This is a genomic window from Streptomyces sp. NPDC058469, from assembly GCF_042721125.1.
Taxonomy (GTDB): Bacteria; Actinomycetota; Actinomycetes; order Streptomycetales; family Streptomycetaceae; genus Streptomyces.
This window is the reverse complement of the sequence record NZ_JBHXME010000112.1, coordinates 1-26,264: the sequence shown is the minus strand read 5'-3', so window position 1 is coordinate 26,264 and position 26,264 is coordinate 1. Positions and strand designations below refer to the sequence as shown.

Annotated in this window: 28 protein-coding genes; 18 read left to right on the top strand and 10 right to left on the bottom strand. The window is 70.9% G+C overall.

Translation table 11 applies throughout. The annotated features are described in order from the left end of the window. The first annotated feature begins 161 nt into the window (after positions 1–161). The 6 genes from pyrE to kynU all read left to right on the top strand — a co-directional run bounded on the left by pyrE (position 162) and on the right by kynU (position 6,157). Positions 162–710 carry an orotate phosphoribosyltransferase gene (pyrE, locus tag ACFWP5_RS35745; RefSeq protein WP_366494518.1) on the top strand — a complete coding sequence of 183 codons (549 nt, stop codon included), beginning with the start codon at positions 162–164 and terminating at the stop codon, positions 708–710. A gap of 175 nt (positions 711–885) precedes the next feature. Continuing rightward, positions 886–1,917, top strand: coding sequence for a class II fructose-bisphosphate aldolase (gene fbaA, locus ACFWP5_RS35740; protein ID WP_384166385.1), 1,032 nt, complete (start codon positions 886–888; stop codon positions 1,915–1,917). Between the two features lie 107 nt (positions 1,918–2,024). Next, complete coding sequence (locus tag ACFWP5_RS35735) at positions 2,025–3,497, top strand: MFS transporter (RefSeq protein ID WP_384166382.1); 1,473 nt, start codon at positions 2,025–2,027, stop codon at positions 3,495–3,497. A 67-nt stretch (positions 3,498–3,564) separates the two neighbouring features. Continuing rightward, entirely contained in the window at positions 3,565–3,978 is a 414-nt protein-coding gene (locus ACFWP5_RS35730; RefSeq protein WP_327402497.1) for a DUF3151 domain-containing protein, read from the top strand. Positions 3,979–4,131: 153 nt separating this feature from the next. Then, the gene (locus tag ACFWP5_RS35725) at positions 4,132–4,971 is read left to right on the top strand and encodes a tryptophan 2,3-dioxygenase family protein (RefSeq protein ID WP_384166379.1); all 840 of its coding nucleotides are present in this window, start codon (positions 4,132–4,134) and stop codon (positions 4,969–4,971) included. Further along, positions 4,964–6,157, top strand: a complete 1,194-nt coding sequence (gene kynU / locus ACFWP5_RS35720; protein ID WP_384166376.1) for a kynureninase — start codon at positions 4,964–4,966, stop codon at positions 6,155–6,157. The genes ACFWP5_RS35725 and kynU overlap by 8 nt, the downstream gene beginning before the upstream one ends. Positions 6,158–6,172: 15 nt before the next feature. Here the strand turns inward: kynU and ACFWP5_RS35715 are convergent, their stop codons facing one another. Beyond that, complete coding sequence (locus ACFWP5_RS35715; protein WP_384166373.1) at positions 6,173–6,919, bottom strand: TetR/AcrR family transcriptional regulator; 747 nt, start codon at positions 6,917–6,919, stop codon at positions 6,173–6,175. 198 nt (positions 6,920–7,117) lie between these two features. Here ACFWP5_RS35715 and ACFWP5_RS35710 point away from each other — a divergent pair, with 198 nt between their 5' ends. From ACFWP5_RS35710 to ACFWP5_RS35675, 8 genes are all read left to right on the top strand, one after another. Then, a complete protein-coding gene (locus ACFWP5_RS35710) occupies positions 7,118–7,999 on the top strand; it encodes an alpha/beta hydrolase (protein ID WP_384166370.1) in 882 nt (293 codons plus the stop codon). 261 nt (positions 8,000–8,260) lie between these two features. Further along, complete coding sequence (locus tag ACFWP5_RS35705; RefSeq protein WP_384166419.1) at positions 8,261–9,238, top strand: alpha/beta hydrolase; 978 nt, start codon at positions 8,261–8,263, stop codon at positions 9,236–9,238. Positions 9,239–9,320: 82 nt separating this feature from the next. Continuing rightward, the gene (locus ACFWP5_RS35700; protein ID WP_384166416.1) at positions 9,321–10,493 is read left to right on the top strand and encodes an acyltransferase; all 1,173 of its coding nucleotides are present in this window, start codon (positions 9,321–9,323) and stop codon (positions 10,491–10,493) included. 10 nt (positions 10,494–10,503) lie between these two features. Continuing rightward, positions 10,504–11,949: a sensor histidine kinase gene (locus ACFWP5_RS35695; protein ID WP_384166367.1), complete on the top strand. Its 1,446-nt coding sequence runs from the start codon at positions 10,504–10,506 to the stop codon at positions 11,947–11,949. Beyond that, entirely contained in the window at positions 11,946–12,623 is a 678-nt protein-coding gene (locus ACFWP5_RS35690; RefSeq protein ID WP_384166364.1) for a response regulator, read from the top strand. Before ACFWP5_RS35695 ends, ACFWP5_RS35690 begins: the two co-directional genes overlap by 4 nt. 101 nt (positions 12,624–12,724) lie before the next feature. Then, the gene (locus tag ACFWP5_RS35685) at positions 12,725–14,089 is read left to right on the top strand and encodes a sensor histidine kinase (RefSeq protein ID WP_384166361.1); all 1,365 of its coding nucleotides are present in this window, start codon (positions 12,725–12,727) and stop codon (positions 14,087–14,089) included. Further along, on the top strand, positions 14,086–14,754 hold the full coding sequence (locus ACFWP5_RS35680) for a response regulator (RefSeq protein WP_384166358.1): 669 nt from the start codon (positions 14,086–14,088) through the stop codon (positions 14,752–14,754). The genes ACFWP5_RS35685 and ACFWP5_RS35680 overlap by 4 nt, the downstream gene beginning before the upstream one ends. Before the next feature lie 161 nt (positions 14,755–14,915). Next, positions 14,916–15,392 (top strand): hypothetical protein, encoded by a 477-nt coding sequence (locus tag ACFWP5_RS35675; protein WP_384166355.1) that lies wholly within the window; start codon positions 14,916–14,918, stop codon positions 15,390–15,392. Here the strand turns inward: ACFWP5_RS35675 and ACFWP5_RS35670 are convergent. Next, positions 15,331–16,008, bottom strand: a complete 678-nt coding sequence (locus ACFWP5_RS35670; RefSeq protein ID WP_384166352.1) for a hypothetical protein — start codon at positions 16,006–16,008, stop codon at positions 15,331–15,333. The genes ACFWP5_RS35675 and ACFWP5_RS35670 overlap by 62 nt on opposite strands. Before the next feature lie 6 nt (positions 16,009–16,014). Next, positions 16,015–16,164: a hypothetical protein gene (locus ACFWP5_RS35665; protein WP_384166349.1), complete on the bottom strand. Its 150-nt coding sequence runs from the start codon at positions 16,162–16,164 to the stop codon at positions 16,015–16,017. A gap of 170 nt (positions 16,165–16,334) precedes the next feature. Here ACFWP5_RS35665 and ACFWP5_RS35660 point away from each other — a divergent pair, with 170 nt between their 5' ends. Then, positions 16,335–17,555 (top strand): cytochrome P450, encoded by a 1,221-nt coding sequence (locus ACFWP5_RS35660; protein ID WP_384166346.1) that lies wholly within the window; start codon positions 16,335–16,337, stop codon positions 17,553–17,555. Here the strand turns inward: ACFWP5_RS35660 and ACFWP5_RS35655 are convergent. From ACFWP5_RS35655 to ACFWP5_RS35630, 6 genes are read right to left on the bottom strand one after another with little or no spacing between them, the layout of a single operon-like run. Further along, the gene (locus ACFWP5_RS35655) at positions 17,470–18,054 is read right to left on the bottom strand and encodes a MarR family winged helix-turn-helix transcriptional regulator (RefSeq protein ID WP_384166343.1); all 585 of its coding nucleotides are present in this window, start codon (positions 18,052–18,054) and stop codon (positions 17,470–17,472) included. The genes ACFWP5_RS35660 and ACFWP5_RS35655 overlap by 86 nt on opposite strands. Before the next feature lie 55 nt (positions 18,055–18,109). Further along, positions 18,110–18,628 (bottom strand): hypothetical protein, encoded by a 519-nt coding sequence (locus ACFWP5_RS35650; RefSeq protein ID WP_384166340.1) that lies wholly within the window; start codon positions 18,626–18,628, stop codon positions 18,110–18,112. After that, positions 18,625–18,783, bottom strand: coding sequence for a hypothetical protein (locus tag ACFWP5_RS35645; protein WP_384166337.1), 159 nt, complete (start codon positions 18,781–18,783; stop codon positions 18,625–18,627). The genes ACFWP5_RS35650 and ACFWP5_RS35645 overlap by 4 nt, the downstream gene beginning before the upstream one ends. Before the next feature lie 41 nt (positions 18,784–18,824). Beyond that, entirely contained in the window at positions 18,825–19,040 is a 216-nt protein-coding gene (locus ACFWP5_RS35640; protein WP_384166334.1) for a hypothetical protein, read from the bottom strand. 55 nt (positions 19,041–19,095) lie between these two features. Further along, positions 19,096–20,700, bottom strand: a complete 1,605-nt coding sequence (locus tag ACFWP5_RS35635) for an ABC transporter permease (RefSeq protein WP_384166331.1) — start codon at positions 20,698–20,700, stop codon at positions 19,096–19,098. Beyond that, positions 20,697–21,626, bottom strand: coding sequence for an ATP-binding cassette domain-containing protein (locus ACFWP5_RS35630; protein ID WP_384166328.1), 930 nt, complete (start codon positions 21,624–21,626; stop codon positions 20,697–20,699). Before ACFWP5_RS35630 ends, ACFWP5_RS35635 begins: the two co-directional genes overlap by 4 nt. A 74-nt stretch (positions 21,627–21,700) precedes the next feature. Between ACFWP5_RS35630 and ACFWP5_RS35625 the strand changes: the two genes are divergently transcribed. Further along, entirely contained in the window at positions 21,701–22,192 is a 492-nt protein-coding gene (locus tag ACFWP5_RS35625; protein WP_384166325.1) for a GbsR/MarR family transcriptional regulator, read from the top strand. A gap of 164 nt (positions 22,193–22,356) precedes the next feature. Here the strand turns inward: ACFWP5_RS35625 and ACFWP5_RS35620 are convergent, their stop codons facing one another. Continuing rightward, positions 22,357–23,868 (bottom strand): APC family permease, encoded by a 1,512-nt coding sequence (locus ACFWP5_RS35620; protein WP_384166322.1) that lies wholly within the window; start codon positions 23,866–23,868, stop codon positions 22,357–22,359. A gap of 160 nt (positions 23,869–24,028) precedes the next feature. Between ACFWP5_RS35620 and ACFWP5_RS35615 the strand changes: the two genes are divergently transcribed. Together ACFWP5_RS35615 and eutC are read left to right on the top strand one after the other, a co-directional pair. Next, positions 24,029–25,417 carry an ethanolamine ammonia-lyase subunit EutB gene (locus ACFWP5_RS35615; protein ID WP_384166319.1) on the top strand — a complete coding sequence of 463 codons (1,389 nt, stop codon included), beginning with the start codon at positions 24,029–24,031 and terminating at the stop codon, positions 25,415–25,417. Continuing rightward, on the top strand, positions 25,414–26,187 hold the full coding sequence (eutC, locus tag ACFWP5_RS35610) for an ethanolamine ammonia-lyase subunit EutC (protein WP_384166316.1): 774 nt from the start codon (positions 25,414–25,416) through the stop codon (positions 26,185–26,187). Before ACFWP5_RS35615 ends, eutC begins: the two co-directional genes overlap by 4 nt. Positions 26,188–26,264 lie beyond the last annotated feature (77 nt).

Genomic DNA, 26,264 nt, shown 5'->3' with positions numbered 1-26,264 from the left:
GGCGCCTTGGAGCACCGGTGAGCGGGGTCTGGTGCGTGCAGCTGCAAGGCGGAGGAGGGAGGCGACGCGGAGCGTCGGCGACCGACGACAACGCCGCAGATGTGCGTGCCAGACCCCGCGGCCCCGGCGTGGTCCGCGGGGCAGGCCCTAGGCTGGCAGGCATGACGGACGTACGCGGCGTGGTGCTGCAGCAGATCAAGGACAAGGCCGTGGTGCACGGCAAGGTGACCCTGTCGTCGGGGCTGGAGGCCGACTACTACATCGACCTCCGCCGCGTCACCCTCGACGGCGAGGCCGCCCCGCTCGTCGGGCAGGTGCTGCTGGACCTGACCGCCGGCCTCGACTTCGACGCGGTGGGCGGGCTGACCATGGGCGCCGACCCGGTCGCCACGTCGATGCTGCACGCCGCCGCCGCGCGCGGCCGGAAGCTGGACGCCTTCGTCGTGCGCAAGGCCGCGAAGGCGCACGGCATGCAGCGCCAGGTGGAGGGCCCGGAGATCAAGGGCCGCCGGGTGCTGGTCGTCGAGGACACCTCGACCACCGGCGACTCCCCGCTCACCGCCGTCGAGGCCGTGCGCGCGGCCGGTGCGGAGGTCGTCGGCGTCGCGACCATCGTGGACCGCGCGACCGGCGCCGCCGAGAAGATCGAGGCGGGCGCGGGAGTGCCGTACCTGTTCGCGTACTCGAAGGACGAGCTGGGCCTGGACTGACCGCCTCCGCCCTCGCGTCAGCCCGAGTTATCCACAGGGCGAGACGCAGGGACCGACTGTCCGGCCACGTCTGGAAAGATGGGCACGACGATGACGTCGCACCCAAGGTCTAGGTCAGGGCCGTAGTACGCAGATCGCGAAGATCGCCAACCCGCACATACCAAGGAGCGGACAGATGCCCATCGCAACCCCCGAGGTCTACAACGAGATGCTCGACCGGGCGAAGGCAGGCAAGTTCGCCTACCCGGCCATCAACGTGACCTCGACCCAGACCCTGCACGCTGCGCTGCGCGGCTTCGCGGAGGCCGAGAGCGACGGCATCGTCCAGATCTCCACGGGTGGCGCCGAGTTCCTGGGCGGCCAGTACGCCAAGGAGATGGTCACGGGTTCCGTGGCCCTGGCCGAGTTCGCGCACATCGTCGCCGAGAAGTACCCGGTCACGGTCGCGCTGCACACCGACCACTGCCCCAAGGACAAGCTCGACGGCTACGTCCGTCCGCTGATCGCCGTCTCCGAGGAGCGCGTGAAGGCCGGCGGCAACCCGCTGTTCCAGTCGCACATGTGGGACGGCTCGGCGGAGACCCTCGCCGACAACCTCGCCGTCGCGCAGGAGCTGCTGGCCCGCGCGGCCGCCGCGAAGATCATCCTTGAGGTGGAGATCACCCCGACCGGCGGCGAGGAGGACGGCGTCTCGCACGAGATCAACGACTCCCTCTACACCACGGTCGAGGACGCGATCCGTACGGTCGAGGCTCTCGGCCTGGGCGAGAAGGGCCGCTACCTGCTGGCCGCGTCGTTCGGCAACGTGCACGGCGTGTACAAGCCGGGCAACGTCGTCCTGCGCCCCGAGCTGCTCAAGGAGCTGAACGAGGGCGTGGCCGCGAAGTACGGTCAGCCGGCCGGCAGCAAGCCGTTCAACTTCGTCTTCCACGGCGGCTCCGGCTCCACGCCGGAGGAGATCGCCACCGCCCTGGAGAACGGCGTGGTGAAGATGAACCTCGACACCGATACCCAGTACGCGTTCACGCGCCCGATCGCGGACCACATGTTCCGCAACTACGACGGTGTGCTGAAGGTGGACGGCGAGGTCGGCTCCAAGAAGACCTACGACCCGCGCACCTGGGGCAAGCTCGCCGAGGCGTCGATGGCCGCGCGCGTCACCGAGGCCTGTGCGAACCTGCGCTCCACGGGCACGAAGATCAAGTAAGCGTCTCGAAGAACAGGTAGGCGTCTCTTCGAGGCGTTCACGAGGGTTTACGACGCCCTTTTCGCGAGCCCGGTGCTACGGCACCGGGCTCGTTGTATACCTGGGACATGTCCGACGTCCGGCTCGCCTCGCCCCAGGGCAAGTGGATCCTGCTGACCACGGTGCTCGGCTCCAGCATGGCCATGGTGGACTCCACCGTCGTCAACGTCGCCCTGCCCCGCATCGGCCGCGATCTCGACGCCGACCTGGCCGCCCTCCAGTGGACGGTCAACGCGTACATGCTCACGCTGGCCGGCCTGATCCTCCTCGGCGGTTCCCTCGGCGACCGCTACGGCCGCCGCAAGATCTTCGTCCTGGGCGTGGTCTGGTTCGCGGCGGCCTCCCTGCTGTGCGGTCTCGCGCCCAACGTGGGTGTCCTGGTCGCAGCCCGCGCGCTGCAGGGCATCGGCGGCGCGCTCCTCACCCCGGGCTCGCTCGCCCTCATCCAGGCCTCCTTCCACCCCGACGACCGGGCCAGGGCGGTCGGCCTGTGGTCCGGTTTCGGCGGCATCGGCGCGGCGATCGGCCCGTTCCTGGGCGGCTGGCTGGTGGACGGCCCCGGCTGGCGCTGGGTGTTCCTGATCAACGTCCCGATGGCGCTGGTCTGCGCCCCCATCGCCGTACGCCACGTCCCCGAGTCCGCGGACGGCCGCAAGCACGGCCGCTTCGATGTCCTCGGCGCGACACTGGGTGCTGTGTCGCTCGCGCTCGTGACCTACGCCCTGATCGAGGCGCGCAACGGCTCCCTCGTCGTCGTCCTGACCGCCGTCGCCGGCGTGGCCGCGGGCGTCGCCTTCGTCCACGTCGAGAAGCGCAGCGCCGACCCGATGATGCCGCCGGACATCTTCGCGTCGCGCCAGTTCACGGCGGTCAACCTCGTCACGTTCTGCGTCTACGCGGCGTTCGGCGGCTTCTTCTTCCTCACCGCGCTCCAACTCCAGGTCGTGGCGGGCTACTCGGCGCTCCAGGCCGGCACGGCCCTGCTCCCGACGACCGCCCTCATGCTGCTGTTCTCGGCCCGCTCCGGCGAACTGGCCCAGCGCATCGGCCCCCGCATCCCCCTGACCGTCGGCCCTCTGCTCTGCGCCACGGCGATGCTGCTGATGCTCCGGGTCGGCCCGGACGCCTCCTACCTCGCCGACGTCGTGCCCGCCCTGCTGGTGATGGGGGCCGGCATGGTCATCCTGGTCGCGCCGCTCACGGCCACCGTCCTCGCCTCCGTGGACACCGCGCGGGCGGGCCTGGCCAGTGGCATCAACAACGCGGCGGCCCGCGCGGCCGGCCTCATCGCGGTCGCCGCGCTGCCCCTGCTGGCGGGCATGGGCCCGGACGCGTACCGCTCGGCCCTCGCCTTCGACCACGCCTTCGACCGCGCGATGCTGTGGTGCGCGGGCGTCCTGGTGGCGGGCTCGGTCCTGGCCTACGCGACCGTACGGCGCCCGGCACCGGACTGCCGCCGCCCGGAGTGCCTCACACACGGCTCGATCACGGCTCCGCCGCTGGAGCCACAGGTGGGCAAGGGGCGTCTCGACGCGGGATAGCGGCGGCTCGATGCCGTGTGGCACCGGGATGCCGGGCAATCGCCGCCCCTGGGGGAGACTGGAACCCATGACGATTCACGAGAACCTCCTCGGGGGACCGCCCCCGACCCACCTCCCCGAAGACCCCGGGCCGCGCGACCTCCTCGCGAGCGGTGCGACGCCCGCCGATGTCGCCGCCAAGTACCCGACCTCCTCGCTGGCCTGGGCGCTGTTGGCCGACGACGCGTTCGAGCGCGGCAGCGTCGTGGAGTCGTACGCCTATGCCCGTACGGGCTACCACCGCGGCCTGGACTCCCTGCGGCGCAGCGGCTGGAAGGGCCACGGCCCGGTGCCGTGGGAGCACGAGCCGAACCGTGGCTTCCTGCGCGCCCTGCACGCCCTCGCCCGCGCCGCGCAGGCGATCGGCGAGCAGGAGGAGTACGCGAGGTGCAGCCAGTTCCTGAAGGACTCCTCGCCTACGGCGGCCCAGACGCTCGGCTAGTCCGGGGACATTGATGCAGGTCCGCCTGGTGTGACCAGGCGGACCTTGCGGTCTCGGGGGACGATTGTGGAGGATGCCCGGTGGGGACCGGGGCCCCCGTGTCGAAAACGGCAGGGGCGGACCGCTACCCGGAGTACGCATCAGGAGACAGCGATGTCCCAACCGGCTCAGGAACCTCAGGAGCCCGAGGCCCCGCATCTCGACTTCCAGGGGACGACCCCCTACGAGGACTACGTCCAGGCCGACGTCCTCACCCACCTCCAGCACACCCGCTCCGACGACCCCGGAGAGATGGTCTTCCTGGTCACCACCCAGGTCATGGAGCTGTGGTTCACCGTCATCGTCCACGAGTGGGAGACCGCCGCGAGGGCCCTGCGCGAGAACCGGGTGCCGGTCGCGATCGACGCGCTGAAGCGTTCCGTACGGGAACTCGACGCGCTCAACGCCTCCTGGCGCCCCCTCGGCCAGCTCACGCCGGCCCAGTTCAACTCCTACCGCGCCGCCCTCGGCGAGGGCTCCGGCTTCCAGTCCGCGATGTACCGCCGTATGGAGTTCCTGCTCGGCGAGAAGTCCGCGTCCATGCTCGTCCCGCACCGCGGAGCGCCGCGCGTGCACGCCGAGTTGGAGAAGGCCCTGCACGAACCGAGCCTCTACGACGAGGTGTTGGGGCTCCTCGACCGGCGCGGGCACGCGGTTCCCGAGGCCGTGCTGAAGCGTGACGTGACGCTGCGGTACGAGCCGTCGGAGCAGGTGGAGGAGGTGTGGACCGCCCTCTACTCGGGTGACGCCGACGACGAACTCGCCCGGCTCGGCGAGGCGTTGACCGACGTCGCCGAACTGGTCTGGCGATGGCGCAACGACCACCTCGTCGCCACCCGGCGCGCGATGGGCGCGAAGACCGGCACGGGCGGCTCCGCCGGAGTGGCATGGCTGGAGAAGCGTGCGCAGAAGAACGTGTTCCCCGAGCTGTGGACGGCGCGCTCCCATGTCTGAACTTGCCTTGAAGGCTGAGAAGTTGGACGCCGCCGACGAACTGGCGGGCGTGCGTTCGCAGTTCGTCCTCGATGACGTGGTCTACCTGGACGGGAACTCGCTCGGCGCGCTGCCGGTCGGTGTCCCCGGGCGGGTCGAGGACGTCGTACGCCGTCAGTGGGGCGAGCTGCGTATCCGGTCCTGGGACGAGAGCGGCTGGTGGACGGCGCCCGAGCGGATCGGCGACCGGATCGCCCCGCTGGTCGGGGCGGCGGCCGGGCAGATCGTCGTCGGCGACTCCACAAGTGTCAATGTCTTCAAGGCACTTGTGGCAGCGGTGCGGATGACGGCCGGCTCGGGCCGGGACGAGATCGTCGTCGACGCCACGACCTTTCCCACGGACGGGTACATCGCCGAGTCGGCGGCCCGGATGACCGGGTGCACGCTGCGGCCGGTGGCCCCGGCGCAGGTGCCGGGCGCGCTCGGCGACCGTACGGCCGCCGTGCTCCTCAACCACGTCGACTACCGCACCGGCCGGCTGCACGACCTGCCCGCGCTGACGGCCGCCGTGCACGCGGAGGGCGCGATCGTGGTCTGGGACCTGTGCCACAGCGCGGGCGCCCTGCCGGTCGGGCTCGACGAACACGGGGTCGACCTCGCGGTCGGCTGCACCTACAAGTACCTGAACGGCGGCCCGGGTTCACCCGCGTACATCTACGTGCGGCGGGAGTTGCAGGACCGCTTCGACTCCCCGCTTCCCGGCTGGAACTCGCACGCCGAGCCCTTCGGCATGCGGCCCGCCTACGAACCGGCGGCGGGCGCGTTGCGCGGTCGCGTGGGCACGCCGGACATCCTGTCCATGCTCGCCCTCGAAGCCGCCCTTGAGGTGTGGGACGGCGGTGTCGTCTCGATCGAGGCGGTGCGCGCCAAGTCCCTCGCCCTGACGGACTTCTTCCTGGAGTGCGTGGGGTCGTACGTCCCCGCCGGGCGGGTGGAGCCGGTGACTCCGGTGGCCCACGCGGAGCGCGGCAGCCAGGTCGCGCTGCGGTGTGTGGACGCCGGGGACGTGATGAAGCGGCTGATCGAGCGGGGCGTGGTCGGCGACTTCCGGCATCCGGATGTGCTGCGGTTCGGATTCACGCCGTTGTACGTCGGGTTCGCGGACGTGGAGCGGGCGGCCCGGGTACTCGGAGACGTGGTCCGCTAGAAGCTGTACCTCGATCTAACCGTCGTAGGAGATGGGAGCAGTTAGATCGTCGGAGAGGCTGACGACATACACCCCTGCCACGGCGGCGGCCTGCGCGGCTCGCGCGGCGCGCTCCGCGGCGGGGGTGTCCGGGGCGGTCCCGGTGGTCAGCAACTCGTAGTAGAGGGGCGCCGATACGGCCCGTACGACCTGGGAGGCGTCGGTGCCGGCGGGCAACTCCCCGCGCGCGACGGCCCGTTCGACACAGGGCGCCCACTCGGCGACCCGCACCTCGTAGAAGTGGCGCAGGGCCTCGGCCGTACGGGCGTCGCAGGTCGCGGCGGCGATGACGGCGCGGAACAGGGCGCCTTGGCGGGGATCGGCGAGCGTGCGCTGCACCAGCAGGGCGTTGGCGCGCAGGTCCCCGAGCAGCGAGCCCGTCTCCTCGCGCGGCAGCGACTGTTCGGCCATGTCGACGAGGAGGTCCGCGACCAGCGCGGTCACCGAACCCCAGCGCCGGTACACCGTGGTCTTGCCGACCTCCGCCCGCCGGGCGACGTCCGAGAGGTCGAGCCGGTCGACACCCTGCTCGGCCAGCACGTCACCCGCGGCCCGCAGCACCGCCGTACGCACGCGTGCCGTACGGCCGCCGGGGCGCAGGGTGCCGGGGTCGGGGTCGGGCTGAGGGTCGGGTCGGGGGTCGGGCTGGGGTCTGTGCTCGTGCTCGTCCTCGGCGGACATCGCGGTCTCCTTGGAGTGCTGATGAGGTGCCGTGACGGGCACGGCGTCAGCGTAACGAAACAGCAGAACCGTTTAACCCTCACCCAGCGTGACATCCGCGTGTCCGCGCACGTCACCGGCCTGGTAGCGTCCCGCCCACGGCCGCAATCTTCTCCAGGTCCGCCACATCCGAACCGTCCAAATCCTCCCCCAGTGCCGAAAGCCTGGGAGGTGCCCCCATCGTCGCTGAGAGGTTGGAGCATGCCGGACGACGCAGCCGCACGTGCCGTCGCAGAAGAGGAGTCGGCCTTCTCGCACCCCGCCGTCGACCCCGACAGCACCGCCGCGTACGGCGACCACCCCGACCAGGTGATCGACTTCTACGCCCCGCGCGGTGAACGCATGCCGGGCGGGGCTACGCCCCTGGTCGTAGTCCTGCACGGGGGCGCGTGGCGCGCCCCGCACGACCGCCGGCACATCACCCCGTTCGCGGACTTCCTCGCACGACGGGGGTTCGCGGTGGCCAACGTCGAGTACCGGCGGGGCGCGGCCCTGCCCGCGCAGGGTGGTACGAGTCCGGTCGCGGGGCGCTGGCCGGATACCTTCGACGACGTCGCGGCGGCGCTGGACGCGCTCCCCGCGCTCGTGCGGGAGGCGCTGCCGCAGGCCGATCCGCGCCGCATGGTGATCACCGGGCACTCGGCGGGCGGCCACCTCGCCCTGTGGGCGGCGGCCCGGCACGTCCTCCCGAAGGACGCCCCCTGGCGCACCCACGCCCCCGCCGCGCTGCGCGGCGTGGTCGCCCTCGCCCCGATCGCCGACTTCACGGTCGCCGAGAAGCTCGCGGTGTGCGACGGAGCGGCGGGCCAACTCCTGGGCGGGGAAGCCAAGTTCGCCGAACGACTGCCGTACGCCGACCCCACGCTCCTCCTCCCCACCGGCATCGCGACCACCCTGGTCCAGGGCCGCGCCGACGTCGACGTCCCCCAGGCGGTCGCCGAGTCCTACGCGGACGCGGCGGCGAAGTCGGGCGAGGTCGTGGGCCTCACGCTCCTGGAGGACGTCGGCCACTTCCCGCTGATCGACCCGGCGGCGGACGCGTGCGCGGTGGTGGCGGAGGAGATCGCACAGCTGGCGTGGTGAGCGACTGAGTGGCCGGGGGAGTGGCTGCCGGTTGTCGGTCGGCCGCCCCGGTCATACCCGTAATACCTGAGAGCTACGACGCAGGTGAGCTCCCTGGCGTGACGCGGACGACGAGCACGGATCCGTAATTTCTCTTCCAGATGAGCCCGACGGCCGGGCGGACTGGGAGGGGACACGGGGATGGGGACGGGGACGGGGCTCGATACGGGGGTGGCCGAGGCAGCAACTGCCGTGCCAGGGGCGGAAGTTTCCGTGGTTTCCGTGCCGCGGGCGGGCAGGCGTCGCCGCACCGGCAGATGGCGTCGCGCTCTTCTCGCCGCGCTCGTCACCGGGGCCCTGGTGATCCCCCTCTCGGCCGCGGCGCAGCTGGAGATCCCCGCACCGGCCCCCGCCGTCCTCGCCCCGCTCACGTCGGCCACGCTGGACGAGGCGTACGCGGCGAACCGGGCCAACGCCGTCGAGGCCTCCCGTATGGCTGCCGCCGACGGCGACGGCCGTCGTGCTGCGGCGGACCGGGCGATGGCCGACCCGGACCGTGACTTCCTCGCGTTCGACGGCCGCGGCTCCGGTCAAGCGACGGAGGTCTTCGGGGACTTGGCGCACGCCGACCGCGTAGCCGTCCTGGTCCCGGGCTCGGACACCACGCTCGACACCTACGACCGCTTCCGCGCGACCGCGCTCAACCTGCACCGCCGACTGACCCGGGACGCCCCCAACTCCCGTACGGCGGTGGTGTCCTGGCTCGGCTACCAGACCCCGCGCACGGTGAGCACCACAGTCCTGACAGCGGGCAGAGCGGACCAAGCGGCCCCACACCTACGGGAGTTCGTACGACAGCTGCACGCCATCACCGGCCGCGAGGCGCACGTCACGCTGGTGTGCCACTCGTACGGCACGGTCGTCTGCGGCCGAGCCGCCGCGGGCTTGGCCGTGTCCGACATCGCCCTGGTCGGCAGTCCCGGCACGGGCGCCGTCTCCGCCGCCGGTCTGCACACCCCGGCCCGGGTCTGGGCGGCACGCGGCGCCGACGACTGGGTCGAAGGCGTCCCGCACGTCAGCGCGGACCTGTTCGGCACGACCGTCGGCTTCGGCACCGACCCGGTGTCCCCGGCGTTCTGCGCCCACGTCTTCACGGCCGGCGACGGCGGCCACAGCGACTACTTCACCCCGGGCTCGGCCTCCCTGGCCAACCTCGCCCGGATCGTCCTGGGCGAGACCTCGGAGGTGACCCATGCGTGACCGGACCCTTGGCGGCACGATGAACGGGATCGAGAACGGGATCGAGAACGGGAACAGGACCGGGATCGGGATACGGCAGGGCATGCACGGCATAAGGCAGCGCGCCGCCCGCGTCGACGCCACGACCCCGTCCGACCGGGACCGCGCCGTGGACGCCCTGCGCGCCCTCGCGATCCTCGGCGTCGTCCTGGGCCACTGGCTGGTGACGGCCCTGATCGCGGACGGCGGCACGCTGCACACGGCGAGCCCGTTGCAGCACATGCCGTGGCTGACGCCGATCTCCTGGGTGTTCCAGACGCTGGCGGTGTTCTTCCTGGTGGGCGGCCATGTGGCGACCCGCGGTTACGCCTCGGCACGGGCGCGGGGCACGACGTACGGTCAATGGCTGACCGCCGGGCTGGCCCGGCTGTTCAGACCGGCGGCCGCGGTCCTCACCCTGTGGACGGTGACGGCCGTAGCGCTGCTCCTGTCCGGCACGGACTTCGAGACGGTCCGCACCCTGGTCAAGCTGGCGCTGTCACCGATGTGGTTCCTGGTCGTGTTCGCGGGCCTGACGGCGGCGACTCCCCTCGTGACCCGACTGAACCCGCTGTGGCCGCTGGCCGTCGTACTGCACGTGGACCTGATCCGTTTCGGACTCGGCGGCCCGTCCTGGCTCGGCTGGGTGAACGTGGCGGCCGGCTGGCTGGTGCCCTACACGCTCGGCGCGGCCTGGACCCGGGGCGAGTTGGACCGTGCCCGAGCGGGCTGGACCCTCCTGGCGGGCGGTACGGCGGCGACGGCGGCGCTCGTCCTCTGGGCGGGTTACCCGGCGTCGATGGTCGGCGTCCCCGGCACCACGATCTCCAACCTCGACCCGCCGACCCTGGCCGCCGTCACCTTCGGCCTGGCCCAGTGCGGCCTGGCCCTCCTCCTCCGCGACCGCCTGCGCCGCACGACGCGCCGCCCGCTCGCCTGGTCGGCGGTGGCGCTGGTCAACCTCTCCGCGATGACGATCTTCCTCTGGCACCAGACGGCCCTGATGGCCATCACGGCCGCGACCCTCCCCGCAGGCCACCTGCCCGGCCTGCACACCCACCCCGACAACCTGACGTGGGTCGCGGCCCGAGTGGCATGGCTCCCCGTGTTCGCCCTGGCCCTGGCAATCTGTTGGACGGCGTTCCGGACGTACGAACAGGACCCCCGCCCACGCTCGCGCCCCCGCCTGATCCGCACCCGCACCCGCATCCGAGCCAAGAGCCTTCACCGTGCCTAGGGTTGACCAGATGAACGCTCCCGCCCATGACCCTTCGGCCGCCGACGGCGCCAAGCCCCCACAGGGGCCACCCGCACCCGACGACGAAGCCCGCACGGGCGCCACCGCACCCACTCCCACCTCCACCGGTACTCCGTTCCCCGAACACCGCCCGCTCCGCTACCTCACGTACGCGATCGTCTCCCTCGCTGCCCTGGCCCTTGCCCTCACCGGCACGGACGAGATGATGAGCGACTACGGACTGGGCCCGATCCAGGGCCTGTTCGCCGGTTTCGCGCAGGGCGTCGCCCTGGTCCTCGCCCTGCGCCGCCCCGTCCACGCGTGGGCCCTGTCCCTCGCCGCCACGGCCGTCACCGCCCTGATGGCCCGCTCCGCGTTGTCGGTCAGCCCCGCCCTGACCCATGGCCCGTACCCCGGCCCCAACTGGCCCTGGAACACCCAGGAAGTCGTGGTGCAGGCCGCCGTACTCCTGCTCCTGGCGCTGCGCGTACCCGCCCGCAGAGCCCTCGCGGCGCTGGCCGCGACGGGGCTGACGACGTTCGTCGTCCAGGGTGCGGTCGGCGCCCAGCGATTCACCTCGACGGGCGTGGTCGCGGTCGCCGTCTGCGCGGTGGCCGTCCTCGTCGGCACCGCCCTGCGCGGCCGCAGCGAGGCCCGTACCCAACTCGTCGAGCAGGTCACGATCACGGCGGAGGAGCGGCACCACCGCACACTCCTGGAGGAGCGCAGCCGTATCGCACGCGAACTGCACGACGTGGTCGCGCACCACATGTCGGTGATCTCCATCCAGGCCCAAGTGGCGCCCCACCTGGTCGAGAACCCCTCGGAGGAACTCAGGGAGAACCTCGCGGGCATCCGGCAGAACGCCCTCGAAGCCCTCGCCGAACTGCGCCGGGTCCTCGGCGTGCTCCGTTCGGAGAACCCGGATTATCCGGAGGACCCGTACGCCCTGGCCGCCCCCGGCACCGGTGCCGCCCCCCACGCTCCGCAGCCCACGCTGGACCGGCTGGACGCCCTGATGGAGAACACCAGGGCCGCCGGTCTCGACGTACGCAGCGACATCAGGGGCGAGCCGCGCCCGCTGGCACCCGGCGTGGAGCTGTCGGCGTACCGGATCATCCAGGAGGCGCTCAGCAACGCGCTGCGCCACGCTCCCGGTTCCACGGTCGCCGTCGAGGTCACCCACCTCCCCGAGGGGTTGCAGCTGGCGGTCACCAACTCCCGCCCGCAGCAAGCGGCCCCGCCCTCCCTGGGCGCCGGCCACGGCCTGCTCGGCATGCGGGAGCGCGCGTCGATGCTCGGCGGACACCTGACCGCGACGAGAACATTCCAGGGCGGCTTCGCCATCGTCGCGTTCCTGCCCAGGGACGGCGTCGCGCCCACCGACGAACCCGACAACCCCGACGGACTTGCCGTCCCCGAGATCATCTTTCCGACAGGAGACGAGAACCCATGACGAGCGGCACCATCCGCGTACTCATCGCCGACGACCAGCAGATGGTCCGGCAGGGCTTCACCGTGCTGCTCAACGCCCAGCCCGGCATAGAGGTGGTGGGCCAGGCGGTCGACGGCCTGGACGCGGTCGCCAAGGTCGCCGAACTCGCCCCGGACGTCGTCCTCATGGACATCCGCATGCCCGAACTCGGCGGCATCGAGGCGACCCGCCGTATCACCGGCGAGACCCCGCAGATCAAGGTGCTGGTGCTCACCACCTTCGACCTCGACGAGTACGTGTACGAGGCACTGCGCGCCGGCGCGTCCGGCTTCCTCCTGAAGGACGCGTCCGCCGAGCAACTGGCCGAGGCGGTACGGGTGGTGGCGGCCGGCGACGCGCTGCTCGCGCCCGGTGTCACCCGCCGCCTGATCGCCGAGTTCTCCCGGTTGAACGGGACACCGCGCACCCCGCTCAAGTCACGCGTCGGCGACCTCACCGAGCGCGAGACGGAGGTCCTCGCACTGATCGCGCAGGGCCTGTCCAACGCGGAGATCGCCGAGCACCTGGTCGTCGCCGAACAGACCGTGAAGACCCATGTGGGCCGCATCCTGGTGAAGTTGGGACTGCGGGATCGTACGCAGGCGGCGGTGTTCGCGTACGAGTCGGGGCTGGTCCGTCCGGGCGGCGGCCGCTGAAGCCGGACCGTCAGGCATACCCGTAGTACTTGAGACGGACGGACCAGGACCCTTCTCACAGGTGACGACGGCTACCCGCCCCTCCGCCTACCGTTTTGAACGTGACCGATACGACCCAGCAGTTGCCGCCAGGCGCCGCCACCAAGCCGCGCAGTCCGGAGTTCAGGCTGGCCGCGGACGCCCTGCGCGGGCTGCGGCAGGACCTGTTCCACGACGCCTTCGCCTACCGCCCGTTGCCCCGCGCCACCGACGACGGCCCGCTGACCCGGCGCCTGAGGGGTCGGCCGCGGGAGTACGCGGCCTGGAGCCCACACGCCCTGATCCTCGCGGCCGGCCTGCTCGCGATGTTCATCGCCTCGGACAACGCGATCCGCGGCACGGGCAGCAACACGGTCCTCGGCCTGCTCGCCCTGCTGCCGGTGCTGCTGACCATGGTGCGGCCGGTCGGCGCGTTCTGGCTGTCCATGGTCGCCACTCCGGTCGCCACGATGCTGGCGAACGAGTGGGACGACTCGTGGCCGTGGCTGGCCGGCAGTTTTGCCTGCCATCTGTTCGTGCTGACGATCGTGGCCATACGCACCAGGCCTCGCACCGCCGCCTGGATGTGGGTACTGACGGCGGTCTACGGCTTCATCGGCGGCAACGTCTCCGGTGGCCGCGACTTCCGCGCCGACACGGCGCAGGTGCTGTTCAGCTCCGCGCTGGTCCTGCTCGGCGTCGCCGTCTGGCAGATACGCCGCGAGGCCCGGCAGGAGGTGACCGCGCAGCAGACGGTGACGGCGCACGAGCGGTCCCGGCGCACACTGCTGGAGGAGCGCACGACGATCGCCCGCGAGCTGCACGACGTGGTGGCCCACCACATGTCGGTGGTCGCCATCCAGGCGGAGGCCGCGCCCTACCGCGTGGAGAACCCGCCGCCGGAGCTGGAGCGCGCGTTCGTCACGATCCGGGAGAACGCGGTGGCGGCCCTGACCGAGCTGCGCCGGGTCCTGGGCGTGGTGCGTGCGGAGGACTACGAGGCGCCGGACGCCCCGCAGCCCACCCTCGCCGACATGGACGCGCTGCTCGCCAATGTGCGCGACGCCGGCCTGAGCGTCGACAAGGCGGTGACGGGGGCGGTGCGTGAACTCCCGCAGGGCGTCGAGCTGTCGGCGTACCGGATAGTGCAGGAGGCGTTGAGCAACACCCTGCGGCACGCGCCCGGTGCGAGTGCCCGCGTGGAGATCGGCTACGTGCTGGGCGGGCTTGGCCTGCGCATAGTCAACGGCCCGATGCCCGAGCCGAGCCTGGTGAAGCCGTCGCCCGGCGCGGGGCACGGCATCACCGGGATGCGGGAGCGGGTCTCCATGCTGGACGGCGAGATGACGGCGGCCCCGGCGGACGACGGCGGCTATGAGGTGACGGTGTTCCTGCCGGTCCCGAGTGTGAGCGAACCGGCCTCGAGTGCGAGCGAAGGAGACGCATGACGATCCGCGTACTGATCGCGGACGACCAGATGATGGTGCGTGAGGGCTTCTCGGTCCTGTTGGGCGCGATGCCGGACATCGAGGTCGTCGGCGAGGCGGTGAACGGGCGCGACGCGGTCGAGCGGGTACGCGAACTGGCCCCGGACGTCGTCCTGATGGACATCCGGATGCCGGAGATGAACGGCATCGAGGCGACCCGGGAGATCGTCGCGGCGGACGGTGCGGCGAAGGTGCTGGTGCTCACCACGTTCGACCTCGACGAGTACGTGTACCAGGCGCTGCGCGCGGGAGCCTCCGGCTTCCTCCTCAAGGACGCCTCGGCACGCCAACTCGCCGACGGGGTTCGGGTGGTGGCGGCCGGCGAGGCGCTGCTCGCCCCCTCCGTCACGAGGCGGCTGATCACGGAGTTCTCGAAGCTGTCCGAGACACCCCGCCTGATGCCCACCGCGCAGCAGGGGACGTACGGGGATCTGACCGAGCGGGAGACGGAGGTGCTGGTCCTCATCGCCCAGGGCCTGTCGAACGGGGAGATCGCCGAGCGGCTGGTGGTCGCCGAGTCGACGATCAAGACCCATGTCAGCCGCGTCCTGGTGAAGTTGGGGTTGCGGGACCGTACGCAGGCGGCGGTGTTCGCGTACGAGGCGAGGTTGGTGAGGCCGGGCTAGGCGCAGGCCGAGGGCAGGTTCTGAGGAGACTCTGATGGAACGCTGAGCCGATTCTGTCCCGGGCTCTGAGGGGACGTTGATCAGCGGCGGAGGGTTCCGTTCGAGAGTGGTGCGCAGCAACTGGTGCTTCCACCGAACCTCCCCTCTCGATGGAGTGATCCATGGCCTTCGCCCCGCGCAAGAAGAAATCCGCCCGGCTCCTCTCCCCCCGTACGCTCGGCGTGCTCGGTGCCCTCACCGTGGGCGCCTCGCTGCTCACGGCTCCGCAGGCCCTCGCCGCCGACACCCCGACCAACGCCGAGCTGCTGAAGGCCTGCAACTGGGCCAGTTTCTGCAAGTTCCGCCCGCAGAGCTACTGGAGCTACACCGGCCCGGCGCACCAGGTCGGCAGCACCGCGTACAACTGCGGGAGCCAGACCAACCAGCACCGGATCGACTGGGCGGACACGACCACCGCCGGCAACACGGTCGGTGTCTCGGTCACGGCGGGCTACAAGTTCGCCGAGGTATTCGAGGTCCAGGTCGAGACCAGTTACAGCCACACCTGGCAGAACTCCCACACCGACTGGGCCCGGGTCAGCGCGGTGCCCGCGCGGGCGCACACCTGCCTGAGCGCGGCGGACGCGGAGACGGCGTAGCGCTGGAGCGGGACGTGGTCGCCGGCGACGTAGAGGGTGCCGCTGTCGGGGTTGAAGGCGAGGGAGCGGATGCCTTCGCCGGGGGTGGGGAGGTTGCCGCCGAGGGGCTGCCGGGTGGCGGTGTCCCAGAGTCCGGCTCCGCGTCCCCCGGCACCAGCAGATGCCCGTGGGTCGCCGCGGGCGTGGCCCCCGGGGTGAGCACGCGCAGCACCGCCGCGCAGCCGTCCTCCTGGACGCGCCGCCGCAGCCGGGGTATCAGCCCGGCCCGCAGCAACGACGACTTCCCGCTGCCGGACGCCCCGAACACCATCGCCAGCCGGTGCTCGTACACCAGCTCCAGCAACTCCCCGACCAGCCGTTCCCGCCCGAAGAACAGCGCTTCGTCACCGGGCTCGAACCGGACAAGCCCGCGATACGGCGGCTCGTCGCCACCGCCGCTGCCGTCCTGCCGAGCGGCCCGCTCCTCCTCGGCCGCCGCCTTCCACCGCGCCTCCCACTCCCCGGGATCGGCGTCGCAGGCCCGCGCGTACGCCTGCACCACGGCGAGCGAGGGCAGCCGCTCACCGCCGGCCGCCTGCGCGAGGGTGGCCGCCGAGTAGTGCGCGCGCCGGGCCATCACCCGTTACGACGGTCCGCCGCACGCGGCGCGCAGTTCGCGCAGCTCGTGCGCGAGCCGCTGCACGGCTCCGGCCTCGGGGTCCACCGGCCGCTCGGGACGTCCCATCGCACCACCCATGGCCGGTTCGATCGCCCATTCCTGGCATGTCGCCATGATTGAAACATCAAGAAGTGAAGACGGGGGCGGCGCGGAGGACCGCTCTCTGCGATGTTCACCACAAGTCCACAGGGGCGTGACCAAAAGCCGGTCCAAAGCCGGTCCAAGCCGGTCCAAGACCCAGGACACCCCTGGTCAGAAGCTCGTCCAACGGTTAGCGTCCGTCCATGGCAGCTGCTGACGACCTCGCCTTCGACCCCTGGGACCCGGCGTTCGTGTCCGACCCGTACCCCGCCTACGCCGAACTGCGGCAGCGGGGCCGGGTCACGTACTACGAGCCCACGGACCAATGGCTGGTCCCCCGCCACGCGGACGTCTCGGCACTCCTCCGCGACCGCCGCCTCGGCCGCACCTACCAACACCGCTTCACCCACGAGGACTTCGGCCGTACGGCGCCCCCGCCCGAGCACGAGCCCTTCCACACCCTCAACGACCACGGCATGCTCGACCTGGAGCCCCCGGACCACACCCGCATCCGGCGCCTGGTCTCGAAGGCGTTCACCCCGCGCACGGTCGAGCAACTGAAGCCGTACGTGAGCCAGTTGGCGGGCGAACTGGTGGACGGCCTGGCGGCTGCCGGCGGCGGCGACCTGCTGACCGACGTGGCGGAGCCGTTGCCGGTGGCGGTGATCGCCGAGATGCTCGGCATCCCGGAGTCCGACCGCGCCCCGCTCCGCCCCTGGTCGGCGGACATCTGCGGCATGTACGAACTGAGCCCGTCCGAGGACACGGCGGCGAAGGCGGTCCGGGCATCGACCGAATTCGCTTCGTATCTACGCGAGTTGATCGCCGCCCGACGCAAGGAACCCGGCGACGACCTCATCTCCGGCCTCATCGCGGCCCACGACGAGGAGGACCGCCTCACCGAACAGGAGATGATCTCCACCGCCGTACTCCTGCTGAACGCGGGCCACGAGGCGACGGTCAACGCCACGGTGAACGGCTGGTGGGCCCTGTTCCGCAACCCGTCCCAACTGGCAGCCCTGCGCGCGGACCACTCGCTGATCCCCTCCGCCGTGGAGGAGTTGATGCGCTACGACACCCCGCTCCAGCTCTTCGAGCGGTGGGTGCTGGACGAGATCGAGATCGACGGCACGGTGATCCCGCGCGGCGCGGAGATCGCGATGCTGTTCGGCGCGGCCAACCATGACCCGGCGGTCTTCGCGTCCCCGGAGCACCTGGACCTCACCCGCACGGACAACCCGCACATCAGCTTCAGCGCGGGGATTCATTACTGCATCGGTGCGCCCTTGGCCCGTATCGAACTGGCGGCTTCTATGGGGGCGTTGCTGGAGAGGGCCCCTACGTTGAGGCTGGCGGCGGAGCCGGAGCGGAAGCCGAACTTCGTGATTCGGGGGTTGGAGGGGCTGAAGGTCGAGGTGGGGTGAGGGCGGGTGTCTTCCTCAGCCGTTCGACGTGCCGCTGCTGGATGTCGCGGGTGAACGTGAGGTACTCGATGACCAGTTCCAGCTGGTCGGGGGTGTAGCGCTCGCGTACCCGCTGGCCGGAGTCTTCGAGGAACGGGCCGATGAGGCCGTAGGCGCGCCGGGCGGCCTCCGGGGTGATGCGGATCAGGGTCTTGCGGCGGTCGCCGGGGTGCGGGGTGCGAGTGAGGTAGGCGAGTTTCTCCAGCCGGTCGAGCATCGTGGTGACGCTCCCGGTGGTCAGGCCCAGTTGCCGGCTCAGCTCGCGGGGGGTGGTCTCCTCCACCGCGAGAAGGATCTCCAGGCAGCGCAGGTCGGTCTCGTTGACGCCCATCAGACGGGCCAGCTCGCGGTCGAAGTCGTCCACGGCGCTCTGGTAGGCCTGGACCGCCGTTCCCAGCCGCGACTCGACCGAGTCCGAGTCCGAGCCTGCACCCGTCACCGGCTCCGTTCCGCTGGGCATTCGAGGTATCTCCCTTCACTGTCGGTATTGGCTTGAAGGGCAAGATACATGGAGCTCAAGCTGAACGTCGGTCGCGCGTGGCGCCTTCGGGCCAGAGGACCTTTACGGGTACGTCGTGCTGCCGCGCGTAGGTGACGACGTCGGCGGTGCCGCCGTGGCCGCGGGCGGGTCGGCCGTCCCAGACGGCGAGGAGTTCGTCGACCTGGTCCACGAGGAGTTCGCCGGCCGCCATGTAGGCGTCGGGGCCGGAGACGTCGAGTCCCGTGCGGTGGACCTGCGCGGCTCGGTGGAGGAGGTCGTCGTAGGTGGGGTGGTCTCGGGCGGGAAGGGCGGCGCGGTACTGCTGGGCCGGCAGGACGACTTCGAGTTGCCCGCCGTGGTCGAGGACGGCCTGGGCGAACCAGGTATCGGGTCCGTCGGCGATACAACTGACGCCCACCAGGCCCGCGTTGCCGGTGCCGATACCGGCGCCGGTACCGGTGCTGTACGACGTGACCGCCTCCTCGACGAGCGCGCGCACCTTCCGCTCGACCTCGCCGGACAGGCCGCGGTGTCCAGTGATCCCTACTCTCATGTGGTGGTGACTCCTGCTGTGTGAGGGGGAGTTCGAGGGTTCCGGACGATCGCGATCTCCGCCGTGTCGCGTACGCCGACCGCGCGCAACGCATCGATGAAGACCTCCGCGAGCCAGGCCGCCGCGTCCGGGGTCCACTCGGGCAGGCTGCCCAACGCCGTTTCCTCTCAGCCCAGTTGAGTGCTGTCTGCGAGTGCTAGCTGACGCGCCGGACCAGTGCCCAGACACACAGTGACGCGACAACCCCGCCCAACACCGCCAGCGGCAACTCGGCGTAGAGGACACTCCAGTCGGGGGCCGCCTCGAAGCGGCGGAAGCGGTTCTGGACGTCGTACGACCACACCGCCAGCCCGACTCCCGCGCCGAGTGCGGCGGTCAGACATCCTCCGGCGGCCTGCGCGCGTTGTCCCATGCCCGGGACGGACGCGCGCGGGCCGCCGGAGGTTCCCAACGCCCGCTGCCCTTCGTCAGGTTGTGAGGTCGCGTCGCCGTAGACCCGCCAGTCCTACGGCGACCAGGGCGGCGGCGATCGCGGTGAGCGCGATCACCGGTCCCCACGCCATGGCGCCGCCCGGCAGCTTCGGCAGGTGGCCGAAGGGGGAGATGTCCAGGACTGCCTGGGGGAGGTTCAGCGCGGGGCCGATCCAGCCGAGGAGGAGGGCGAGTCCGGCCGCTCCCCAGGACGCCGGGGAAAGGCGCGGGGAGATCCCGTGGAGCAGGACCGCGAGGGCGCCGAGGGTCCAGATCGCCGGGAGTTGGACCAGGGTGGCGGCCAGGATGGGGCCCGGGTCGGCGCCGTAGCCGAGGGTCAGTCCGAGGCCGCTCAGCAGCATGATCAGGACCGCGCCTCCGAAGGCGATGACCAAGTGGCCTGCCGCCCAGCGCAGGCGGCCCACCGCGTTCGCCAGGATCGGTTCGGCGCGCTGGCCGGTCTCCTCGCTGTGCAGTCGTAGGACCGAGGAGACCGCGTACAGCGCGGCGAGCATGCCGAACATGCCGACCATCGTGGCCAGGAACGCGTTCTCGATGCCGGACTGGCCGCCCATCCGCTCGACGATCTCGCGGGTCTTGGCGTTGTCCCCGACCAGGTCCGCCGCGCCCTTCGTGATGCCACCGAAGGCGACCCCGGCCGCGAAGAACCCGAGGCTCCAGCCCAGTACACCGCCCCGCTGGAGGCGCCAGGCCAGCGCGCCCGCCGTGCCGAGACGGCCGTGGGCCGGGCCCGGTCGGGCGGGCAGGAAGCTCATGCCGACGTCTCGGCGGCCCGCCAACTCGTAGGCCACCAGGCCCTGGAGGAGGGGCGCGGCTACGAACAGGCCCAATACCCACCAGCGTTCGGACGCGAACGGGCGCAGGTTCTCCAGCCAGCCGATCGGCGAGATCCAAGTCGCGGGCGAGGAACCGTTGTTGGTGGACGAGTCTCCTACCGCGCGCAGTACGAAGGCCGCCCCCACCAGCCCGCCGGTCAGGCCCTTCGCCAACCGGCCGCTGTCCGTGAACTGCGCGGCGATCGCCGCCAGCGTCGCGAACACCATGCCCACTCCGCCGATGCCGAGGCCGAGAGCAAGGGCTCCCGCCGACCCCTGGCCGGCCATACCGCCCGTTATCAGCAGCGCCAGCGCGGAGTTGGCGACGAGCGCGGCCAACAGGGCCGCCGTCAGCGGTGCTCGGCGGCCCACCACCGCCGAGGAGATGAGTTCCTGGCGGCCGCTCTCCTCCTCGTCGCGGGTGTGCCGTACGACGACGACCAGGCTCATGACCCCGGCGAGGATCGCGGCGTAGCCGCCGATGCGCCACGCGGTGAGGCCGCCGAGCGAGTCGCTGAACACCGGGCCGTAGGTGGCGCGCAGTGAACTGTTGGTGAGCATCTGGCGGGCGATGTCGGCGCGTTCGGCGGGGGTGGAGTAGACGCTTCGCAGTGACCCGGGGAGCGACAGCACCAGCAGGCCCGTCACCGCCACCCAGGCCGGGATCACCACGCGGTCGCGGCGCAGGTTGAACCTCAACAGGGCGCCGGTGCCGGCCAGTTGGCGCGATCCGCCCGTGCGTACGGCGAACGTGGCGGTGGTCATCGGGCCACCGTGCCCGTGCCCGTGTCCGCGTTCGTGTCCGTATCCGTGTCCTGGTAGTGGCGGAGGAACAGTTCCTCCAGCGTCGGTGGCTTCGAGGTCAGCGACCGTACGCCCGACTCGCTCAACGCGCGCAGCACGGCGTTCAGTTGGTCTGTCTCCACCTGGAGGCGGACTCGATGACCCGCTACGTCGAGGTCGTGGACGCCCGGGAGGGACGTCAACCCGTTGGGCGCGCCCACCAGTTCGGCGGTCACGCTCGTGCGGGTGAGGTGGCGCAGGTCGGACAGCGAACCGCTCTCCACCGTGCGGCCCTTGCGGATGATGCTCACCCGGTCGCACAACTCCTCGACCTCGCTGAGGATGTGGGAGGAGAGGAGGATCGTCCGGCCCCGGTCGCGCTCCTCCTCCACGCAGCGCTGGAAGACCTCCTCCATCAGGGGGTCGAGGCCCGAGGTCGGTTCGTCGAGGATCAGCAGGTCCACGTCCGAGGCGAACGCGGCGACGAGCGCGACCTTTTGGCGGTTGCCCTTCGAATACGTGCGGCCCTTTTTGGTGGGGTCGAGTTCGAAGCGGTCGATCAGGTCGGCGCGGCGCGTCTTGTCGAGGCCGTCGCGCAACTTGCCGTAGAGATCGATGACTTCGCCTCCGGAGAGGTTGCGCCACAGCGTCACGTCGCCGGGGACGTAGGCGACCCGGCGGTGCAGTTCGACGGCGTCCGTCCATGGGTCGCGGCCCAGGAGTTGGGCGGCGCCGGAGTCGGCGTGGAGCAGGCCGAGCAGGACGCGGATCGTCGTGGACTTGCCGGAGCCGTTGGGGCCGAGGAAGCCGTGCACCTCGCCGGTCTCGACGTCCAGGTCGAGGCCGGTGAGGGCATGCGTCTTGCCGAACGACTTGTGGAGTCCGGAGACGGTGATTGCCTTCGTCATGGTTCAGAACGTACGCGTCCTTCAGAAATTTGTGAAGTTAAGGAAGCCTATGAAGGTCGGGTTAGGGTGAGGACATGACGGATACACCTGGTGCGCGGGACGCGGAGTCCGTGTCGAAGTTCGTCGAGTCCTTCGCGGCGCAGCTCGTCGAGGCCGGGATGCAGCGCATGCCCGCCCGGATCTTCGCCGCCCTGCTCTCCTCGGACGAGGGCGCGATGACCTCCGTCGAACTGGGTGAGCAACTCCGGATCAGTCCGGCCGCCGTCTCCGGCGGGGTGCGTTATCTGGCGCAGCAGCACATGGTGTCGCGGGAGCGCGAGCCGGGTTCGCGGCGCGAGCGGTACCGGGTTCAGGGCAACCAGTGGTACGAGGCGCTCACCAACCGCGAGGCCGTCCTCAAGCGGTGGGAGGCGGCCTTGAGTGAGGGTGTCACCAGCCTCGGTGCGGAGACCCCGGCGGGGCGCCGTATGGCCGAGACGCTCGCGTTCTTCGAGTTCGTCGACGGGGAGATCGCGGCGATGATGGAACGCTGGCGGGTGTACCGGGAGGAGACCTTCGGGCAGTGAAGAACGCCGGTTCGGGAGCGCCCTAAAGGGGCGCGGGGAACTGCGCGACCAGCCCACCGACGGGCCGCAGGTGCGTACTGGCCTGCGGGAGCGTCGTGGCTGGTCGCGCCCACGCGGCGGAGCCGCAAATCAACACAGCCCCGCGCCCCTAAAAGCAGGGCAATTCAGCGCTCCTTTGTTTCCTCCAGCACCGTCCTACCCAGCAGCGCGTACCGCTCGGGCGCCCGGCGCTTCAAGTACTGGGCGTAGCCGACACCCGTCGCCGCGACCAGCATCACCAGCCACGGTGTCGCCTTCAGTACCAGGGACCCGGACTCCGACCCCGCCGCGACGCTCATGTTGGACACCAGCAGTACGACGACCGCCAGCATCGCGATGCCCCCGACGAGCGGAGCGGTGAACGTCCTGAACCAGTGCCGGCTCTCGGGGTGGTTCTTGCGGAAGTAGGCCAGCACCGCGAACGAGCACACGGCCTGCACGACCAGGATCGCCATCGTGCCGAGGATGGCCAGCAGGACGTAGAGGGCGTTGGCCGGGTCCTTGCTCGTGGCCCAGAACCCGAGGATCAGCACCGCGCTCACCACCGTCTGCACCAGGCCGGCGATGTGCGGGGAGCCGTGCCGGGCGTGGGTGCGGCCGACGGTGTTCTTCAGCTTCGGCAGGACGCCTTCGCGGCCCAGCGCGTACATGTAGCGGGAGGCGCAGTTGTGGAAGGCCATGCCGCAGGCGAGCGAGCCGGTGATCATCAGCCACTGCATGAGGTCGACCGCCCAGTGGCCGACGTAGTGCTCGGTGGGGTTGAAGAAGAGGGCGAGGGGGTTCGCGGAGGACGCGGCCTTCACGGCCTCCGTCTCGCCGTTGCCGATGATGGCCATCCAGGAGACGAAGACGTAGAAGACGCCGACGCCCAGGACGCTGATCATCGTCGCCTTGGGGATGATCTTCTTCGGGTCGCGGGACTCCTCGCCGTACAGCGCGGTCGACTCGAAGCCGACCCACGACCAGAAGGCGAAGAAGAGGCCGAGTCCGGCGCTGGTGCCCTTGAACGCGTTGACCGGGTTGACCGGACCGAAGGTGAAGCCGTGCGGGCCGCCGCCGTGCAGGGCGACCGAGATCGCCATCGCCGCGAGGACGGTCACCTCGGTGCCGAGCAGGACCACGAGGAGCTTCTCGGCGACCGAGACACCGAACCACGTGCCCACCGAGTTGACGGCGAGCATCACCAGCGCGAAGACCCACCACGGGATGTCAAGTCCCGTCTGGTCCTTGAAGGTTCCGGTGGCGAAGGTGGAGAAGATGCCGATGAGGGCCGGCTCGAACACGGCGTACGCGAACGTGGCGAGGAGCCCGGAGGCCAGTCCGACGGTGCGGCCGAGGCCGTAGGAGATGAAGCCGTAGAAGGCGCCCGTGGAGGTGATGTGCTTCGCCATCGAGGTGAAGCCGACGGAAAAGATTGCCAGGACGACCATTGCGACGAGGTAGCTCGCCGGGGCGCCTATGCCGTTGCCGGACGAGACCATGAAGGGCACGTTGCCGGTCATCGCGGTGATCGGGGCGGCGGTCGCGACGGCCATGAAGACCACGCCCAGCAGGCCGATGGCGTTGGGCTTGAGCCGGTGAACGGCGCCGTCCTCGCTTGCTTTCGCCGCCGGGGCGACTGACTCGTCCACTGCCATCGGGGTGGTTCCTCTCCTGCTGCTCCGCTGGTGCACTGGACCGGAACTCTGTAGGTCCAATGAGTCGGGAAAGGGTTGCGGGACGTTAAATGTTTGTCAACCAGACCTTTAGAAATCTGAGGAAATCTGGGGGCAACACGCGCCTCGTACGGTCGCCGCCATGAGTACGTACACCTCCACGCTCGGCGGCCACAGCTACCGCTTCGGCTCCCTCGCGCGCCTGCTCGCCGCCGCGAGCCCCGAGCGTTCCGGCGACCGGCTGGCGGGGCTGGCGGCCTCGTCCGCGCAGGAGCGGGTCGCGGCGCGCTGGGCGCTGGCGGACGTACCGCTGACCGCGTTCCTCGCCGAACCGGTGGTCCCGTACGAGACCGATGACGTGACCCGGCTGATCCTCGACACGCACGACACGGGCGCGTTCGCGGCGGTGGCCGATCTGTCGGTTGGCGGGTTCCGGGAGTGGCTGCTGGCGGCGGAGACCTCCGAACTGGCCGCCGTATCACCCGGGTTGACGCCGGAGATGGTCGCGGCGGTGTCGAAACTGATGGGCAACGCGGACCTGGTCGCGGTCGCGCGGAAGGTGCGGGTGGTGACCGCCTTCCGCTCGACGATCGGTCTGCCCGGGCGGTTGGCCACCCGCCTCCAGCCCAACCACCCCACCGACGACCCGGCGGGCGTGGCCGCGGCCCTGCTCGACGGGCTGCTGCTCGGCTCGGGCGACGCGGTGATCGGCATCAACCCGGCGACGGACAGCCCGAAGGCGGTACGGGACCTGCTGGAACTCCTGGACGGAGTGATCCAGCGCTACGCGATCCCCACCCAGTCCTGCGTCCTGTCCCACGTCACGACGAGCATGGACCTGATGGAACGCGGGGCGCCCGTGGACCTGGTCTTCCAGTCCATCGCGGGTACCCAGGCGGCGAACGCGTCGTTCGGCGTGACGCTGGGCCTGCTCGACGAGGCGTACGAGGCGGCGAAGGCGCTGGGCCGGGGCACGGTCGGCGACAACGTCATGTACTTCGAGACGGGCCAGGGCAGCGCACTGTCGGCGGACGCGCACCACGGGGTGGACCAGCAGACGGTGGAGGCGCGGGCGTACGCGGTGGCGCGCCGCTACGACCCGCTGCTGGTGAACACGGTGGTGGGCTTCATAGGCCCGGAGTACCTGTACGACGGCCGCCAGATCCTCCGGGCCGCCCTGGAGGACCACTTCTGCGGCAAGGTCCTCGGCCTGCCGATGGGCCTGGACATCTGCTACACCAACCACGCCGACGCGGACGACGACGACATCGCCACGATGCTCACCATGCTCGGCGTGGCCGGCGCGTCCTTCGTGATCTGCACCCCGGGCGGCGACGACATCATGCTCAACTACCAATCCGCCTCGTACCACGACGCGTTGTACCTCCGCGAGGTCCTCGGGCTGCGCCCGGCACCGGAGTTCGAGGCATGGCTCGGCTCGATCGGCCTGCTGGGCGAGGGCGGCGAGATCAGGGACGTGTCCGGTACGGCCCACCCGTTGACGGCGATCGGAAGGGAACTGGTGTCATGACGATCAGTCAAGTCGGCTCTGCGGAGCGGGATTTGTGGCCCTCCCTGCGCGTCCACACCCAGGCGAGGATCGGCCTGGGCAGGGCGGGCTCGGGCCTCCCGACCCACCACCGCCTGGAACTCCAGGCGGCCCACGCGGCGGCCCGGGACGCGGTCCACTCACCCTTCGAACCGGACGTGGTGGCACAGGCGTTGAGGGGCGAGCCGACCGTACGGGTCCGCAGCGCGGCCCCCGACCGCCTGACCTACCTCCAACGCCCCGACCTGGGGCGGCGGTTGGCCCCGGCGGACCGCGCGCATCTCCCGGTGGGGGAATGGGACGTGGTCTTCGTGGTCGCCGACGGCCTGTCCAGCCGCGCGGTCCACGAACACGGCGCGGCGATGGTCCGAGCGACGACGGCCCTTCTGCCGACCGCCTGGCACGTGGCCCCGGTGGTACTGGCGGAACAGGCGCGCGTGGCCCTGGGGGACGACGTCGCCTCGGCGATGGGCGCGACGATGGTCGTGGTCTTCGTCGGCGAACGTCCCGGGATGTCGGCGGCGGACTCGCTGGGCGCGTACCTGACGTACCGCCCGAAGCCGGGCGTGACGACGGATGCGGACCGGAACTGCCTCAGCAACATCCGGCCGCCGTTGGGGCTGACGTATGAGGTGGCGGCGGGGAAGTTGGCGGGGTTGATGGGGAGGGCGAGGGAGTTGGGGGTGACGGGGGTGGGGCTGAAGGACGATTCGGAGGCGCCGATGCTGGGAAACCAGCCCAAACTCGGCTAAATCCAGCCTCTCCGTGTGATCAGCAGGGCCCGGAGAATCCAGCACGAGGATGCGCAGGGCGAACTCCTTCGCTTCGA